At 65.1% G+C, this 16,571-nt stretch carries 11 protein-coding genes; 4 read left to right on the top strand and 7 right to left on the bottom strand.

The window, feature by feature from the left end; translation table 11 throughout:
* Nucleotides 1-23: 23 nt before the first annotated feature.
* Nucleotides 24-1,256, bottom strand: coding sequence for an AGE family epimerase/isomerase (locus tag AWB67_RS02240; RefSeq protein WP_087654615.1), 1,233 nt, complete (start codon nucleotides 1,254-1,256; stop codon nucleotides 24-26).
* A gap of 80 nt (nucleotides 1,257-1,336) precedes the next feature.
* On the bottom strand, nucleotides 1,337-2,749 hold the full coding sequence (locus tag AWB67_RS02245; protein ID WP_087654616.1) for a xylulokinase: 1,413 nt from the start codon (nucleotides 2,747-2,749) through the stop codon (nucleotides 1,337-1,339).
* Nucleotides 2,750-3,084: 335 nt separating this feature from the next.
* Between AWB67_RS02245 and AWB67_RS02250 the strand changes: the two genes are divergently transcribed.
* The 3 genes from AWB67_RS02250 to AWB67_RS02260 all read left to right on the top strand — a co-directional run bounded on the left by AWB67_RS02250 (nucleotide 3,085) and on the right by AWB67_RS02260 (nucleotide 7,778).
* Nucleotides 3,085-4,458, top strand: a complete 1,374-nt coding sequence (locus AWB67_RS02250) for a nucleobase:cation symporter-2 family protein (protein ID WP_087654617.1) — start codon at nucleotides 3,085-3,087, stop codon at nucleotides 4,456-4,458.
* A 201-nt stretch (nucleotides 4,459-4,659) separates the two neighbouring features.
* Nucleotides 4,660-5,454 (top strand): hypothetical protein, encoded by a 795-nt coding sequence (locus AWB67_RS02255; protein WP_087654618.1) that lies wholly within the window; start codon nucleotides 4,660-4,662, stop codon nucleotides 5,452-5,454.
* Between the two features lie 215 nt (nucleotides 5,455-5,669).
* On the top strand, nucleotides 5,670-7,778 hold the full coding sequence (locus AWB67_RS02260) for a PhoX family protein (protein WP_087654619.1): 2,109 nt from the start codon (nucleotides 5,670-5,672) through the stop codon (nucleotides 7,776-7,778).
* A gap of 69 nt (nucleotides 7,779-7,847) precedes the next feature.
* Here the strand turns inward: AWB67_RS02260 and AWB67_RS02265 are convergent, their stop codons facing one another.
* The 3 genes from AWB67_RS02265 to AWB67_RS02275 are packed head-to-tail and all read right to left on the bottom strand — an operon-like array spanning nucleotide 7,848 to nucleotide 13,962.
* Nucleotides 7,848-9,485: an efflux transporter outer membrane subunit gene (locus AWB67_RS02265; protein WP_087654620.1), complete on the bottom strand. Its 1,638-nt coding sequence runs from the start codon at nucleotides 9,483-9,485 to the stop codon at nucleotides 7,848-7,850.
* Between the two features lies 1 nt (nucleotide 9,486).
* On the bottom strand, nucleotides 9,487-12,675 hold the full coding sequence (locus AWB67_RS02270; RefSeq protein WP_087654621.1) for an efflux RND transporter permease subunit: 3,189 nt from the start codon (nucleotides 12,673-12,675) through the stop codon (nucleotides 9,487-9,489).
* A 15-nt stretch (nucleotides 12,676-12,690) separates the two neighbouring features.
* Complete coding sequence (locus AWB67_RS02275; RefSeq protein WP_087654622.1) at nucleotides 12,691-13,962, bottom strand: efflux RND transporter periplasmic adaptor subunit; 1,272 nt, start codon at nucleotides 13,960-13,962, stop codon at nucleotides 12,691-12,693.
* 442 nt (nucleotides 13,963-14,404) lie between these two features.
* Between AWB67_RS02275 and AWB67_RS02280 the strand changes: the two genes are divergently transcribed.
* The gene (locus AWB67_RS02280) at nucleotides 14,405-15,052 is read left to right on the top strand and encodes a TetR family transcriptional regulator (RefSeq protein ID WP_087654623.1); all 648 of its coding nucleotides are present in this window, start codon (nucleotides 14,405-14,407) and stop codon (nucleotides 15,050-15,052) included.
* Here AWB67_RS02280 and AWB67_RS02285 read toward each other — a convergent pair.
* On the bottom strand, nucleotides 15,035-15,661 hold the full coding sequence (locus AWB67_RS02285; protein ID WP_087654624.1) for a cysteine hydrolase family protein: 627 nt from the start codon (nucleotides 15,659-15,661) through the stop codon (nucleotides 15,035-15,037). The two genes, AWB67_RS02280 and AWB67_RS02285, sit on opposite strands and share 18 nt — an antisense overlap.
* Nucleotides 15,662-15,732: 71 nt before the next feature.
* A complete protein-coding gene (locus AWB67_RS02290; RefSeq protein ID WP_087654625.1) occupies nucleotides 15,733-16,554 on the bottom strand; it encodes an SRPBCC family protein in 822 nt (273 codons plus the stop codon).
* Between the last annotated feature and the right edge of the window lie 17 nt (nucleotides 16,555-16,571).

The raw sequence follows: 16,571 nt of genomic DNA on the forward strand, positions 1-16,571 counted from the left end.
GTATTCGTGACAGAGTGTTCCGTTCAGCGCGCGACGCTCAACACTTCGTAGCACGCGCCCATCGTGTGATAGTCGACTTTGCCAGCCGGGCTTTTCTCGTCGCTGTACTGGCGGTTGTCGCGCGACAAAATGCGATACCACGCACCGTACTTGTGATCGACGAAATGCACCCAGCTATAGGCCCAAAGCCGCTCGTAATCGTTCCAGTAGCGTTGCGCAGCGGCTTCGTCGCCTTCTTTCGACATGCGGTCGGCCAGCAGCGCGGCTGTCGCCAGCGATTCGGCCTGCACCCAGAAGTACTTGTCTTCGTCGTAGAAGCGGCCTTCGGGGTCGAAGCCGTAGACCATGCCGCCGTGCTCGTCGTCCCATGACAGTTCCAGCGCACGGTCGAACAGTTCCCGCGCGCGGGTCAGATGCCACGGTTCCGGGCGATGCCGGTCCAGGATAAGCAAGAGCTTTGCCCACTCCGTCTGATGCCCCGGCTGAAAGCCCCACGGACGAAAGATGTTGCTGCGATCGCCCTTGTTGTATTCCCAGTCGATCGACCAGTCCGGCTTGTAGTGCTCCCACACGAGCCCGCCCGCGAGCGATGCCTGGCGGTTCACCATGTTGTCGGCAAGGAGCGCGGCGCGATCGAGATAGCGTGTGTCGTGCGTGGCTTCATAGGCGGCGAGCAGCGCCTCGCACGCGTGCATGTTCGCGTTCTGTCCGCGATAGTCGGACACCTGCCAGTCGGCGGTCGCTTCGTCTTTATAGAGGCCGTGTTCGGCGTCCCAGAAGCGCGTTTCCAGCAGGTCCCACGTCTCTTCCAGATAGCCGCGCGCTTCCTCGAAGCCCGCTTCCAGCGCCTTCGCATACGCCAGCACGACGAACGCGAGGCCGTAGCAATGATTCGTGCCATCGGTGACGTCGCGGCCGTTCAGCGTCCACGCGTAGCCGCCCGTCGCGGGATTGCGGTGAAAATCGCGCAGGTACGCGAGGCCGTGCGCGACGCCACCGCGATACTCGTCGAGGCCGAAGTGCTTGTACGCCATCGCGTAGGTGAAGATAAAGCGCGTGCTCGATACGAGATGCCGCGTCTTGCGGTCGTAGACAGACCCGTCGTTCTTGTAGAAGTGGTAGAAGCCGCCCGCCGGGTCCATGCAGTACGGGTGATAGAACGTCATCGTGCGCAGCGCGTGGTCCAGCAGGAATTCGCGCGAGCGGAAATCGGGTTTTGCAGGTGTCGTGGGCGTAGAGGATTCGATGGCGGGCATGGGCATGGTCGAGGGGTTTGTCACAGACGCCGCGCCCTCAGGACGCGGCCGACAAGTGTAAGCGTTCGTCAAAAATTGCGTTAGAACCAGTCGTGCACGCGGCCGTACAGATCGATGAAGCGCGCGGGCCGTTCGTCGAGTGCGGCATCGGGGCGCGGCGTGGCGGCGAGCGTGGCCGTCGGCGCGAGCGAGGCGAGATCGCCCGCGTGCCAGTGACCGAGCGCAAAACCGCCGAGGAGCGCCGCGCCGCGCGTCGCGGCGTTCGGGCAATCGACGGCGTGCAGTTCCACCTTGAGCGCATCGGCGAGCAATTGCCGCCACCGCGGATCGATCGAGCCGCCGCCCGCGAGACGCATCGTGCCGATATTGCCGCCGCTCGCTCGGATCGCATCGAGTCCGGCGCGCAGCGAAAACGCGACGCCTTCGAACGCCGCGCGCATCAGCGTGCCGCGCGTGTCGCCGAGACCGAGCCCGAGCCAGCCGCCGCGCGCCGACGGGTTCATCCACGGCGAGCGCTCGCCGCTCAGATACGGCAGGAACGTCACGCGTTCCGACGATTGCGCCGCGAACGCTTCCTCATAGGCGCGCGGCCACGCATCGAACGCGAGCCAGCCGCGCACGGCTTCGAGCGCCACGCCGACGTTCTGCATCGCCGCCATGCGATACCACTCGTCGGTCGCCGCGCGATACGCGTGCAAGCCTTCCACCGATGCCGGCGCATCGTGCGCCATCACGAGAATCTGGCCGCCGGTGCCGGTCGTGAGGAGCGCGTCGCCATCGGCGATGAGGCCGCTGCCGAGCGCGGCGCACGGCGTATCGCCCGCGCCGACCGCCATCACGATGCCCGCCTTCAGCCCGAGCGCGTCCGCCGCGTCCGGAGACAGCGTCCCTGCCGCCGCATACGATGGCGCGAGCTGCGCGAACCACGCGCGCGGCAAGCCGAGCCGTTCGATCAGCGCGTCGTCCCAGAGGCCGGACGGATCGGCGAGCGCGGTCGCGCAGGCATCGGACGGATCGGTCGCGATCTCGCCGCCCAGCTTCGTGCGCAGCCAGTCCTTCGGCTGCAGCGCCCAGCGCGCGCGTGCCGCGAGCGCCGCTTCGTTCAGCGCGATCCAGCGCAAGAGCGGCCCCGCCATGCCGGGCGCGACGGGATTCTTTTGCGGCGACGGCCATGCGTCGAGCAGATCGCGAGCGCGCGTGTCGGGCCACAGCATCGCGGGACGCAGCGCACGGCCTTCTTCATCCGTCAGCACGACGCCGTGCATCTGCCCGGAAAAGCCGATCCCGCGCACCGCTTCGCGTTCGTTCGACGGCAATTTCGATGCCGCCGCGACAAGCGCGCTCCACCATGCATCGACGGATGTTTCGGCCCAGCCGGGATGATCGGTCGCCACCGGATAAGCCGCGTTCGAGAACGCGACCTCGCGTCCGTCCTCATCGACGATGGCGAGTTTCAGCGAAGCCGTACCGAGATCGATGCCGAGAAATCGCATGGGAAGGGCCGCCGGAAAAAGGTAAGGGAAAACACGAATTACAGCGGGTAAACCCGCCATCGCCGCACGAATGATCGAAAAAGGACTATGTCGTCGCGCGGATAAACATCATAACGACGCACGCAGGATCGTGGCCTCATGCCGCGCGACAAAAATCACGCGATGTGCGCCACGGCCCTTCCAGCAAGGCGCGCAGCGGATCGAAGCCTCCCGAAAGCCACATCCGGCATATCGCCCCGCGAACGCGACGTATAGCGCCCCGCAGTCTTGTTGCGCCTATTTAAGCCGCTTACCTTTGAGGCCACACAATCGGAATGAATAGAAGGAGACACGACATGGCATCAACCACCGTACATCCCTGCGACGAGCGGCTACCCACCGGACAATTGCTCACCCTGGGCATCCAGCACGTCCTCGTGATGTACGCGGGCGCGGTCGCCGTCCCGCTGATCCTCGGCGCCGCGATGAACCTGCCGAAGGACCAGATCGCGTTCCTCATCAGCGCCGATCTCTTCTCGTGCGGCATCGCGACGCTCATCCAGACGCTCGGCCTCTGGATCTTCGGCATTCGCCTGCCGGTCATCATGGGCTGCACGTTCGCCGCCGTCGGCCCGATGGTCGCGATCGGCACGAACCCGAGCCTCGGCATCCTCGACGTGTTCGGCTCGACCATCGCGGCGGGGGTCGTCGGCATCGTGCTCGCGCCGATGATCGGCAAGCTGCTGCGGTTCTTTCCGCCGATCGTGACCGGCACCGTGATCGCGGTGATCGGCCTGTCGCTGATGGGCGTCGGCATCAACTGGGCGGCGGGCGGCGTCGGTAACCCGGACTACGGCAATCCCGTGTACCTGCTGCTGTCGTTCGTCGTGCTGATGCTGATCCTCTTGATCAACAAATTCCTGCGCGGCTTCGTCGCGAACATCTCGGTGCTGCTCGGCATGGTCGCGGGCTTCGCGATCGCGGCGGTCCTCGGCCTCGTCAACATGGACGGCGTGGCGCATGCGCCGTGGGTCGGCATCGTGCTGCCGTTCCACTTCGGGCTGCCGCACTTCGACCCGCTCTCGATCGCGACGATGATCATCGTCATGTTCGTCACCTTCATCGAATCGACCGGCATGTTCCTCGCGGTCGGTGATCTGGTGGAGCGCCCGGTCGACCAGAAGGCGCTCGTGCGCGGACTGCGTGTCGACGGGCTCGGCACGCTGATCGGCGGCGTCTTCAACTCGTTTCCGCATACGTCGTTCTCTCAGAACGTCGGGTTGATCGGCGTGACGGGCGTGAAGAGCCGTTTCGTCTGCGCGACGGGCGGCGTGATCCTCGTGCTGCTCGGCCTCTTTCCGAAGATGGCGCAGGTGGTGGCATCGGTGCCGCCGTTCGTGCTCGGCGGCGCGGGCATCGTGATGTTCGGGATGGTGGCGGCGAACGGCATCAAGGTGCTGTCGAAGGTCGATTTCGTGAAGAATCATCACAACCTGTTCATCGTCGCGGTGAGTATCGCGCTCGGGATGGTGCCGGTCGTCGCGCCGAAGTTCTTCTCGCAACTGCCGCACGCGCTCGAACCGATTCTGCACAGCGGGATTCTGCTGGCGTCGGTGACGGCGGTGGTGCTGAACGTGATCTTCAACGGCGTGCGCGAGGAACGCGATGCGCGTCGCGAGATTCGAAACGCAGGGCATGACTTCGATGGGACGGCGAGCGAAGCGAAGTAAGACGTCGCCGTTTTTGCAAGGCGCTGCGGCGAAAGCCGCAGCGCCTTTTTTTTTGCGTTTGAATCGCGCGCGCGCGGTTTGCGTTTCGCTGTTCGTGCTTATCCGATTGGACGTGACGTCATATTCTGTAGTGCGAGCGGAGGGGCGCGCGGGCTAGCCTTTAGCATGACGCGGCTCAAAGACAACCACGCGAGACACCTCATGAAACACCTCCTACTCGCCGCGACGGCCCTCTTCGCTACCGCCCACGCCAGCGCAGCCCAAAGCGATGCCGAACTCGCCAAGCAGTTAAGCAACCCGATCGCCGCGCTGATCCAGGTGCCGTTCCAGTTCAACTACGACACCAACATCGGCCCGAATCGCGACGGCGACAAGTTCTACGTGAACTTCCAGCCCGTCGTCCCGATGCAGATCAACGCCGACTGGAACGTCATCTCGCGGACCATCGTGCCGATCGTCTCGCAAAACGACATCGCGCCGAACTCCGGCTCGCAGACGGGCGTCGGCGACGTTTTGCAGAGCGTCTTCTTCTCGCCGACCACGCCGACGGCGAACGGGCTGATCTGGGGCGTCGGCCCGGCCTTCCTGTTGCCGAGCGGCACCGATCCGCTCTTGTCCCAGCGCAAATGGGGCGCCGGCCCGACGGCGGTCGCCCTGATCCAGGCAAATGGCTGGACCTACGGCATGCTCGCGAATCACATCTGGTCGTTCGCGGGCGAAGGCAGCCGGCCCGGCATCAGCTCGACGTTCCTGCAGCCGTTCGTCAGCTACACGACGAAGGACCTCTGGACCTTCGGCCTCAACACCGAATCGACCTATGACTGGAAGCACGACCAGTGGTCGACGCCGATCAACGCCTTCGCCTCCAGGCTCGTGAAGTTCGGCAAGCAGCCGGTGAGTATCGGCGGGGGGCTGCGCTACTGGGCGGCGAGTCCGGACAGCGGCCCGCACGGCTGGGGCGGCCGCGTCATTCTCACGTTCCTGCTGCCGAAGTAGGTCGAGTCGAGTCTGTCAGGGGTTCCTGAAGAGCCGGCCGCCCCTATCGTTTCTGGTCGCGTCCCGTTCGAGGAATGACTTCAAAGCCATCGCCGAGCGAGGTCTTTTTTTTACGCGCTTTCACCGGCGTAATCCGACGAGAAGGCACGCTGTAATAAAACTGGCATACAAGATCCTTACATTGTCGGTCTTTCACCTCCTCGGAAAAACCCACAATGAGCAAGAACCGCTACGCCCACAAGCCCGAGACCTACACCGAACCTGACGACGACAACCCCAGCGCGAACTCGCACTTCACCGACATCCTGCAAGCGCGCCTGACGCGCCGGCAGACGGTGCTGGGCGGTTTGTCTGCGACGGCTGCGGCGCTTTTCGGCGCACTCCCGCTCACCGCATGCGGTGGCAATTCCGACGACAACGACAACAGCACGCCGACCCCGCCGCCCGTCACCAAGGCGACGCTCAATTTCGCCGCCGTGGGCCACAGCCTCGACGACATCGTGAAGGTCCCGGCGGGCTATAGCGTCGGCGTGCTGTACGCGCTTGGCGATCCGCAGCAGTTCGGCGACGCGAGCTGGTCCGGCAACGGTTCCGAGACGGCCGAATCCTACGACCGCCGCGCAGGCGACCATCACGACGGCATGCACTTCTTCGGCCTCGCCGACGACGGCACCTACGCCGCGTCGCGTTCCGATCGCGGCGTGCTGTGCCTGAATCACGAGAACATCACGCAGGCGTACCTGCACCCGGCCGGCCCGACGACCGCCGCGGGGGCGCGCCCCGCAGCCGAAGTCGACAAGGAAGTGAACTGCCACGGCGTCACGGTGCTGGAACTGAAGCGCCCGACGGGCAACGCGTTGCAATACGTGCGCGGCTCCGCGCTCAACCGGCGCCTGACCGCCGCGAGCCGCTTCGCGATCGAAGGCCCGGCGGCAGGATCGGCGCGCATGAAGACGCTCTACTCGACCGACGGCACCGCCACGCGCGGCACGGTCAATAATTGCGCGAACGGCTACACGCCGTGGGGCACGTACCTGACCTGCGAAGAAAACTGGGCCGGCTACTTCAAGCGTGCCGCCACCGACGCCGCCCGCGCCGACACCGCGAGCCTCGACCGCTACGGCGTGAAAGCCGGCCAGTCAGGCAACTACGGCTGGAGCACGCCGACGGGCGACCTGTACCGCCGCTGGGACACCTCGACGACACCCGCCGCCGACGCCTCCGCCGACTATCGCAATGTCGCGAATACATTCGGCTGGGTGGTCGAGATCGATCCGTTCGATCCGGCCTCGACGCCCGTCAAGCGCACCGCGCTCGGCCGCTTCGGACACGAAGGCTGCCAGCCGGCGAACCCGGTCGAAGGCCAGCCGCTCGTCTTCTACATGGGCGACGACAGCCGCAACGAATACATCTACAAGTTTGTGTCCAAGGCGCCGTATTCCGCCGCCGACAAAGGGCTCGCGGCCGGCGCGAAGTATCTGAACGAAGGCACGCTTTACGTCGCGAAATTCAACGCCGACGGCACCGGCAACTGGATCGCGCTGGCCAAGTCGAACGCGGCGCTCGCCGCCTTCGCCAGCGACGCCGACATCCTCATCGACACGCGACTCGCGGCTGATCTCGTCGGCGCGACGAAGATGGACCGGCCGGAGTGGACGGCCGTGCATCCGGCGAACGGCGAGGTCTACGTGACGCTGACGAACGGCACGGCCGCCGTGCGTCCGCAAGGCGCGACCGATGCCGCGAATCCGCGTCCGGGCAACGTGAACGGCCACATCGTGCGCTGGCGCGAGGCGAACTCGCGCGCCGATGCGACGCAGTTCCAGTGGGACGTGTATCTGTTCGGCTCGCCTTCAGCGCAAGAGCCGGGGTACAACCTCTCGGCGCTCACGGACAACAACGACTTCTCGAGCCCCGACGGCCTGTGGTTCGACTCGCGCGGCGTGCTGTGGATCGAAACCGACGACGGCGCATACACGTCGACGACGAACTGCATGCTGCTCGCGGCGACGCCGGGTCAAGTCGGTGACGGCGGCGCGGCCACGGCGGGCGGCGGTACGCAGACGTTCAAGGGCGCGAATCCGGGCGAGCAGAACCTGCGGCGCTTCCTGGTCGGGCCGAAGGAATGCGAGCTGACCGGCATCGCGATGACGCCGGACAACAAGACGCTGATGGTGAACATCCAGCATCCGGGCGAAGGCGGGACGGCGTCGAAGCTGACGAGCCACTGGCCGGAGAGCCAGACGAACAGTGCGAACACGGCGCGTCCGAGATCAGCGACGATTTTTATTACGAAGGATGATGGCGGGGTGATCGGGGTTTAAGCGATCGCCCTTTCGAAAAAAACGCAGCCTCTTTCAAGGCTGCGTTTTTTTATTCAGTCGTTTGGTACTTCAACCCGGCGCGTTGCTCCTCGCCGTCGTCTCGGCTTGCGGCGCCGACGGCATCAAATGCTCGATCGGCGTCAGCTTCGAAACTGACGCAGCCGACGCAGCCGACGTACCCGAAGCCGCAGCCGGAGCCGCCGGCGCCGCCGAACCGTAGTCGACCGGCGCATCCGCCGGACGCGGCTGATCGCCCGCACGCTCGATCCACCCGCCGCCGAGGAACTGGTACAGATCGACGAGGTTATTCAGCCGCTGCAGCCGCGCGTTGATCAACAACTGCTGCGCGGAATACAGATCGGTCTGCGCGGTCAGCACCGCCAGATAACTGTCGACGCCATTCCGATACCGCAAATCCGACAGTTCCAGCCGCCGGCTCTGCGACTCCACGAATCGCTGCAGCGCGACGATCTGATCGTCGAACGTGCCGCGCGCCGCCAGCCCGTCCGCCACTTCACGGAACGCGTTCTGAATCGCCTTCTCGTAATTGGCGATCTCGATACGCTTTTGCACCTGCGCCAGATCCAGATTGGCGACGTTCGCGCCGCCCTCGAAGATCGGTATCGAAATCTGCGGCGCGAACGACCACGCCGCCGACCCCGGCTTAAACAAACCACCCAACGTCGGCGACAGCGTGCCGAAGCTGCCCGTCAGCGAGACGCGCGGGAAGAACGCCGCACGCGCCGCGCCGATGTTCGCGTTCGCCGCGAGCAGCGACTGCTCGGCGGCGGCGATGTCCGGCCGGCGCGTGAGCAGGTCGGACGGCAGGCCCGCCGGGATGTCGGACAGCAGGTTCTGGCTGTCGAGCGGTACGCCCTGCGGCAAGTCGTCCGGCAGCGGCTCGCCGACGAGCAGCACCAGCGCATTGACCGCCTGCGCCCGCAGACGCATCTCCGTTTGCAGGTTCGCGCGCGCCTGTTCGACCACGCCTTGCGCCTGCCGCACGTCGAGTTCTGAACCCACGCCGTTGTCGTACTGCAGCTTGGTGATGCGATACGACTCGTCGGCCGTTTTGAGCGTGTTGCGCGTGACGGTGAGCAGGTCGTCTAAGGCGAGCACTTGCAGATACTGGTCCGCCACCGACGACACCAGCGAAATCTCCGCCGCCTTGCGCGTCTCGGCAAGCGACAGATACTGCGCGAGCGCCTGGTCCTTCAGGCTGCGGATGCGCCCGAAGAAGTCGATTTCCCACGACGCGTTGACCCCGACCGAATACGTGTTCGAGATCGTCTGGTTGAAAAACGACAGGTTCTTTGGCGTGCGCTGCTTGCTCTGGTCCGCGACGGCATCGATTGTCGGGAAAAGGCCCGCGCGCGTGATCTGGTACTGCGCGCGCGCCGCTTCCATGTTCAGCACCGAGACGCGCAGGTCGCGATTGTTCTTCAGCGCGATCTCGACGATGCGCTGCAGCCGCGCATCGGCGAAGAAATCGCGCCAGCCGATGTCGGGCGCGGCAAGCGAATTCGCCGAGCGCCCGTTGCTCGCCGTCGACGACGCGTCCGGCTGGTTCGCGTAGATGCCGCCCTCCGGGAACGTCGATGTGACAGGCTCAGCCGGCCGCTCATACTTCGGCTGCAACGTGCAGCCGGCCACGAGCACCGTGAGTGCCGCGCCAACGGCTGTCGCCATCAATGATTGTCTAAGCATCTCAGTGTCCTTCCTTGGCCGCGCCGCCGTCAGTGCCGCCGCCGTGCGGGCCTTCGATGTTGCCGGACGTACCCGGCGTCGGCGTGTCCGTGCCCTTGCTGAACTTGCTGATCACGACAAAGAACATCGGGATCAGGAAAATCGCCAGGAACGTCGCCGTGAGCATCCCGCCGATCACGCCCGTGCCGATCGCGTGCTGGCTCGCCGAGCCCGCGCCGTTGCTGATCGCGAGCGGCAGCACGCCGAGAATGAACGCGAGCGACGTCATCAGAATCGGGCGCAGCCGCAGACGCGACGCCTCGATCGCGGCCTCGACCGTCGACATGCCCTGCAAGCGCAGTTCGCGGGCGAATTCCACGATCAGAATCGCGTTCTTCGCCGACAAGCCCACGGTCGTCAACAAGCCGACCTGGAAGAACACGTCGTTTTCCAGACCGCGCAAGGTGGCCGCGAGCAGCGCACCGAGCACGCCGAGCGGCACGACCATGATGACCGAGAACGGAATCGACCAGCTTTCATACAGCGCCGCGAGACACAGGAACACGACGAGAATCGAGATGCCATAGAGAATCGGCGCCTGCGAACCCGACTGGCGTTCCTGATACGACAGTCCCGTCCACTCGTAGCCGATGCCCGCCGGCAGCTTCGCCGCGATCGCTTCGATCGCCGTCATCGCCTGGCCGGTGGACTTGCCCGCCGCCGCCGCACCCTGGATTTCGACCGCCGAAATACCGTTGTAGCGCTCGAGCTTCGGCGACCCGAAGATCCACGTGCCCGATGCGAACGCGGAGAACGGCACCATCCCGCCCGCCGAATTGCGCACGTACCACTTGTCGAGGTCTTCCGGGTTCATTCGGAACTTGGCTTCGCCCTGCAGGTAGACCTTCTTGATCCGGTTGTCGACGTCGAGGAAGTTGTTCACGAACTGCGACGCCCACGCGATCGAGAACGTCTGGTCGACGTCCGCCGTCGCCACACCGAGCACGTTCGCCTTCTCCCGGTCGATGTTGACCTTGAACTGCGGCGTGTCGCTCAGGCCGTTCGGGCGCACCTGCGCGAGCATCGGGTCCTTCGCTGCCATGCCGAGCAGCATGTTGCGCGCTTCCATCAGCTTCGCGTGGCCGAGACCCGCGCGGTCCTGCAACTCGAAGTCGAAGCCCGACGCCGTGCCGAGTTCAGGAATCGACGGCGGATTGACCGGGAACACCATCGCGTCCTTGTAGCCCGCGAAATGCCCGAACATCCGGCCGACGAGCGCCTGCACCTTGTCCTTCGATGCCTGACGCTGCGCGTAGTCCTTCATCCGCACGAACACGAGACCCGAGTTCTGGCCACGGCCCGCGAAGCTGAAGCCGTTCACCGTGAACACGGATTCGACGATCGCCTTCTCGTCGTTCAGCAGATAGTTCTGCACGTCGAGCAGCACCTTGGCCGTACGCTCCTGCGTGGAGCCGACCGGCGCCTGCACGAGCACGAACATGGTGCCCTGGTCTTCGTCGGGCAGGAACGACTTCGGCAGCCGGATGAAGAGCATCCCCACCGCCACGATCACCACCAGATAAATGATGAGCCAGCGGCCCGAGCGCCGAATTACGTGCTGCACGCCGCCGTGGTACTTCTGCTGGCTCTTCGCGAACGTGCGGTTGAACCAGCCGAAGAAGCCCTTCTTCTCTTCGTGATGCCCTTGCGGAATCGGCTTGAGGATGGTCGCGCAGAGCGCCGGCGTCAGAATCAACGCGACGAGCACCGACAAGATCATCGCCGCGACGATCGTGAGCGAGAACTGCCGGTAGATCGCGCCGACCGAGCCGCCCGAGAACGCCACCGGCACGAACACCGCCGAGAGCACGAGCGCCACGCCGATCAGCGCGCCGGTAATCTGCTCCATCGCCTTGCGGGTGGCATCTCGAGGCGACAAGCCCTCCTCCGCCATCACCCGCTCGACGTTTTCCACCACCACGATCGCGTCGTCCACCAGCAAGCCGATCGCGAGCACGAGCCCGAACATCGAGAGCGTATTGATCGAGAACCCGACGATCGACATGACCGCGAACGTGCCGAGCAGCACCACCGGCACGGCGATCGTGGGGATCAGCGTGGCGCGCAGGTTCTGCAGGAACAGGTACATGACCAGGAACACGAGCACGATCCCTTCGATCAGCGTCTTGACCACTTCCTCGATCGAGAGCTTCACGAACGGCGTCGTGTCGTACGGGTACTTCACGACGAGTCCGTGCGGGAAATACCGCGACAGATCGTCGATCTTCGCGCGCACCAGCCTCGCCGTCTGCAGCGCGTTCGCGCCCGTGGCGAGCTGGATACCGAAGCCGGCCGTCGGCGCGCCGTTGTACTTCGTGTCGAAGTTGTAGTTTTCGCCGCCGAGCTCGATGCGCGACACGTCCTTCAGGCGCACCTGCGAGCCGTCCGGATTCACCTTCAGCAGGATGTTGCCGAACTGCTCGGGCGTCTGCAAAAGCGTGGCTTCCGTGATGGTCGCCTGCAGCATCTGCCCAGGCACCGACGGCGTGCCGCCCAGACTGCCGCCCGCCACCTGCACGTTCTGATTCGTGATCGCCGTTTTCACGTCGACCGGCGTCAGGCCGTAGTTGGTCAGCTTGACGGCGTCGAGCCAGACCCGCATCGCGTATTGCGAGCCGAAGAGCGTGACCGTGCCCACGCCGTCGATCCGGGAGAGCGGGTCCTGCACCTTCGACGCCACGTAGTTCGCGAGGTCGTACTTGTTCATGCTGCCGTCTTCGGAGACGAACGCCAGCACGAGCAGGAAGCTGCTGCTCGACTTCGTCACCTTCGTGCCGAGCTGCTGCACGGCTTGTGGCAGAAGCGGCGTCGCGAGCTGCAGCTTGTTCTGCACCTGCACCTGCGCGATATCCGGATTCGTGCCCGCCGCGAACGTGAGCGTGATGGTGGCCGTGCCGGAGTCGTCACTTGTCGAGGACAGGTACAGCAAGTGGTCGAGGCCGCTCATCTGCTGCTCGATCACCTGCGTCACCGTGTTTTCGACGGTCGTGGCCGACGCGCCCGGGTACGTCGCGCTGATCTGGATGGCTGGCGGCGCAATGGTCGGGTACTGCGCGACCGGCAGGTTGAAGATCGACGCGATCCCCGCCAGCATCAGGATGATCGCAATCACCCAGGCGAAAATCGGACGATCGATAAAAAACTTTGCCATGAAACAGGCTCCCTGTTATTTCGCGCCGGAGGCGGCAGGTGCGCTCGCCGCGGCCTGCGCACCGCTCGCGGCGGCGGGTGCAGCCGATGCGCCAGATGCAGCGTACGCTGCCGATGCTGCCGACGCGTCCGAGGCCGAGCCCGGCTGTGCGGGCAATTGGGCTGCGACCGGCTTGACCGTCATGCCGGGCTTCGCTTTCTCGACGCCGTTCACGATCACGCGATCGCCCGGATTGAGGCCGCTCTCCACCACCCAATTGGAGCCATACGTGCCGGACGTGACGAGCGAGCGCAATTCGACCTTGTCGCCCTGGCCGACCACGAGCGCGACCGCCTGGCCCTTCTGATCGTGCGTGATGCCGATCTGCGGCACGACGAGCGCGCGGTCGTTCACGCCTTCCTCGATGCGCGCGCGCACGAACATGCCCGGCAGGAGCACGCGCTCCTTGTTCGGGAAAATCGCGCGCACGGTGACGGAACCCGTGCTCTGGTCGACGCTCACGTCGGAGAACTGGAGCTTGCCGGGCTCGGAGTACGTGCGGCCGTCTTCGAGCACGAGCGTGACCTTCGCTGCGTGGATGCCCTGCGTCTGCAGGCGCCCTTCCTGAATCTGGCGGCGCAGCTTCAACCCATCGACGCTCGATTGCGTCAAATCGACGTACACCGGGTCGAGCTGCTGCACGGTGGTGAGCAGCGTCGCCGCGCTCGCCTGCACGTACGCGCCCGGCGTCACTTGCGACAGCCCGGTGCGGCCGGAAATCGGCGAGATGACGTCGGTGTAGCCGAGGTTGATCTGCGCGGTATCGACGGCGGCCTTGCCCGACGCGACATCCGCGACGGCCTGGCCCTGCGCCGCTACGGCGTTGTCGTAGTCCTGCTTGCTGACCGCGTTCGCCGCGACGAGCACCTTGTAGCGCTGCGTGAGCGCGTTTTGCGTGGCGACGTTCGCCTGCGCCTTCGCAAGCGAGGCCTTCGCGCTGTTCAACGTCGCGATGTAGGGCGCCGGGTCGATCTTGTAAAGGCGCTGGCCGGCCTTCACATCGGAGCCTTCGACGAACTCGCGGCGCAGCACGATGCCGTCGACCCGCGCGCGGACCTGTGCATTCAGGAACGCGCTCGTGCGGCCCGGCAGTTCGGCCACGACGGGCACGGTGGTCGGCTGGACGGTGACGACGCCGACTTCGGGCGTTTGCGGCGGAGGCGCCGATTGTTTTTGTCCGCAGGCTGCAAGGATGATGGCAGCCGTCGCGGCACTGATTAAGCGGAATGGAACCCGTTCGACGCGCATGGAAGCGACCTCTGTCTAAGACTGAGTTTGAAATATAAGTGCGCGGCCGCCTTCTACGGGCAGGCCGCGCACGAGCGTCTCGACGACGCTGACCGATCGCCGGCAGACGCAGATGAAACCGGTCGCCGACTCGTCATTCGATATCCGCGCGGGGCGCTCTAGAGGCGTCGATGGCCGGAGGGACGGCCTTGGTACGGGCGGGCTGACTGAAATCTGTGTCGGATATTAACCGGTCGATGCTGCTTGGGCTATCGATCGACGGGTGGTATTGTATATACATTCACGAATGAATGTAAAAGTGGCGAAAGTTTTTTGGTATGGCATGTGCGAGCGGATTCCGCTCCGTGGCATCGATTACTGTCGACAAATATTTGACGCCGTCGTCTGAATGGCGATAACGAAGCAAAAGCAGAGAAGGAGCAAGCGGCTACGGCCGGAGCATATGGTCAGACGAACCAAGGAAGAGGCGCTGGAAACGCGCAACCGCATTCTCGATGCCGCGGAGCGCGTGTTTTTCGACAAAGGCGTGTCGCGCACGTCGCTCGCGGACATCGCGCACGAAGCGGGCGTCACGCGCGGCGCGATCTACTGGCATTTCGCGAACAAGGGCGATCTGTTCACAGCGATGTTCGACCGCAGCCTCATGCCGCTCGACGAACTGATCGCGGCGACGCTGGACACGAAGGAACCCGATCCGCTCGGCCGGATGCGCGATATCTTCATCTGGTGCATGCGCAATATCGCGCTCGACGAGCAGCGCCGGCGCGTCTTCGACATCCTTTTCCTGAAGTGCGAGTTCGTCGAGGAGATGGGGCCGGTGCGCGAGCGGCATCAGAACAACATGCGCGAGGGGATCGAGCGGATCGAGCGCGGGCTGCGCAACGCGATCGATCAGGGACAGTTGCCGGCCGATCTCGATACGCGGCAGGCGACGACCCTGCTTCATGCGCTTTTCACCGGCATCCTGCACGACGCGCTGATGTTTCCCGAAGGCGTCGATCTCGATCGCGACGCCGAGCGCCTCATCGACGCGTGCTTCGACTCGCTCCGATACAGCCCCGCGCTGCGCTCGTCATACAGCGTGGCCTGAAGAACGCGCTCGCTGGTTCGACGCGTAGATCGAGTCGCGCTCAGGCGCCGCGCCGGTTTCCAGCGCGCTGATCCACTCGCCGGTCGTGAGCACGGCCGCGAAGCGCGACTGCATCACCACGCTGAACACGCGATGGATCTCCTCTGCACTTGCCTTCCCCGCGCGGTTTTCGTACGGCACGGCGCCTGTCGCGTCGGCGAGAAATTCCACCGATAACCCCGCGTGCACCGCGTGTTTCACCGTCGAATCGTCGCAATTGTGGGTCATGTAGCCGGCGATCACGATCGTTTCAATGTCGCGATCGGCGAGCCACGCGCCGAGATCGGTGCCGGTGAAGGCGCTCGGCAATGCTTTTTCGATCAGATGATCGCGCGGCCGGCTCGCGACGGTTTCGTGCAGCGCGCCGCCGTGCGATCCACGCGCGAAGAGCGGCGATGTAGCCGGCGCCATTTGCTGGACGACGACGACCGGCACGCCGCGCTGGTGGGCGGCATCGATCGCCCGGCCGATATTGGCGAGCGACACGTTGATGTCGGGATACTCGATCGGCAGGTTGCCGGTGACGTATTCATTCTGTACATCGATCACGATGAGCGCGCGGCGAGGCATGACCGGGTTCCTTTGAGCGGTGGCGGAAGAACCCATTCTCGCAGGACAGCGCCGAAAGCGCCCAAGCGCCGTCAGTGCAACCCGACGCGCTGCGCAAAAAACGCGAACAGCGCGACGCACACGAGCATCGCCGCCCACGCCCAGCCCGGCAGGCCAAGCGGATGCGGATCGTGCGAATGATCGTGGTCGCGCCGCCCGAGCCCATGCCCCGGCAAGCGGTGATGCAGCACACCGCTTGCGGCTTCGGCGGCGGGCGGGCGGACCGGGCGCGGCGCGTTGAAGAACGGCCGCCGCGAAAACGCCGCCGACATCGTGCTCGGCCGCAGGAAAACGTGGCGCCGGGAGCCAGCTTCCTGCTGGGCGCGGATCGACGGCAGGCCGTGCTTCGCGCGCACTACTTCGCAGAATTCGGAGAAGAAATCGTCGGCGACATCGCGCAGCGAGTTTTCGATCTGCCTCGACGGCAAGCCCGCGAGCGGTCCCGATACCGTCGCCCAAACGGTGTATTCGACCCACGTCGATTCAGCGTCCGCATCGGAATTGAGGTCCACCGCAATCTGCCCGCGCAGCGAGCCGACGCCCTCGCCGCGCGCCTTGAAACTCAGAGTGCGGGCGTAGCCGCCGGAGTCCGGCTCCGGCTTTGGCTCGACTTTATGCGCTTCCCCTTCCTGATGCGCCGCCTGCCGCGTGCGCCCGGCCGTGTGCGCGCGAATCTCGTAGCGCGCGCGCAACGCGCCCAAGGGCACGATCATCGTCAGCGCGTATTCGCCGCCCGGCAGACGCGCGAACGATTCGCAATTGTCGAGGCTCGCGCGCAACAGCGCGAGGTCGCCGAGCGCTTCCCTGACGTGCGCCAGGTCGAGCGGAACACGCAACGTATCGGTGACTTCCATCTGAGCCTCCCGGGCAA

Origin of the sequence: Caballeronia terrestris (assembly GCF_001544515.1) — a bacterium.
Taxonomy (GTDB): domain Bacteria; phylum Pseudomonadota; class Gammaproteobacteria; order Burkholderiales; family Burkholderiaceae; genus Caballeronia; species Caballeronia terrestris.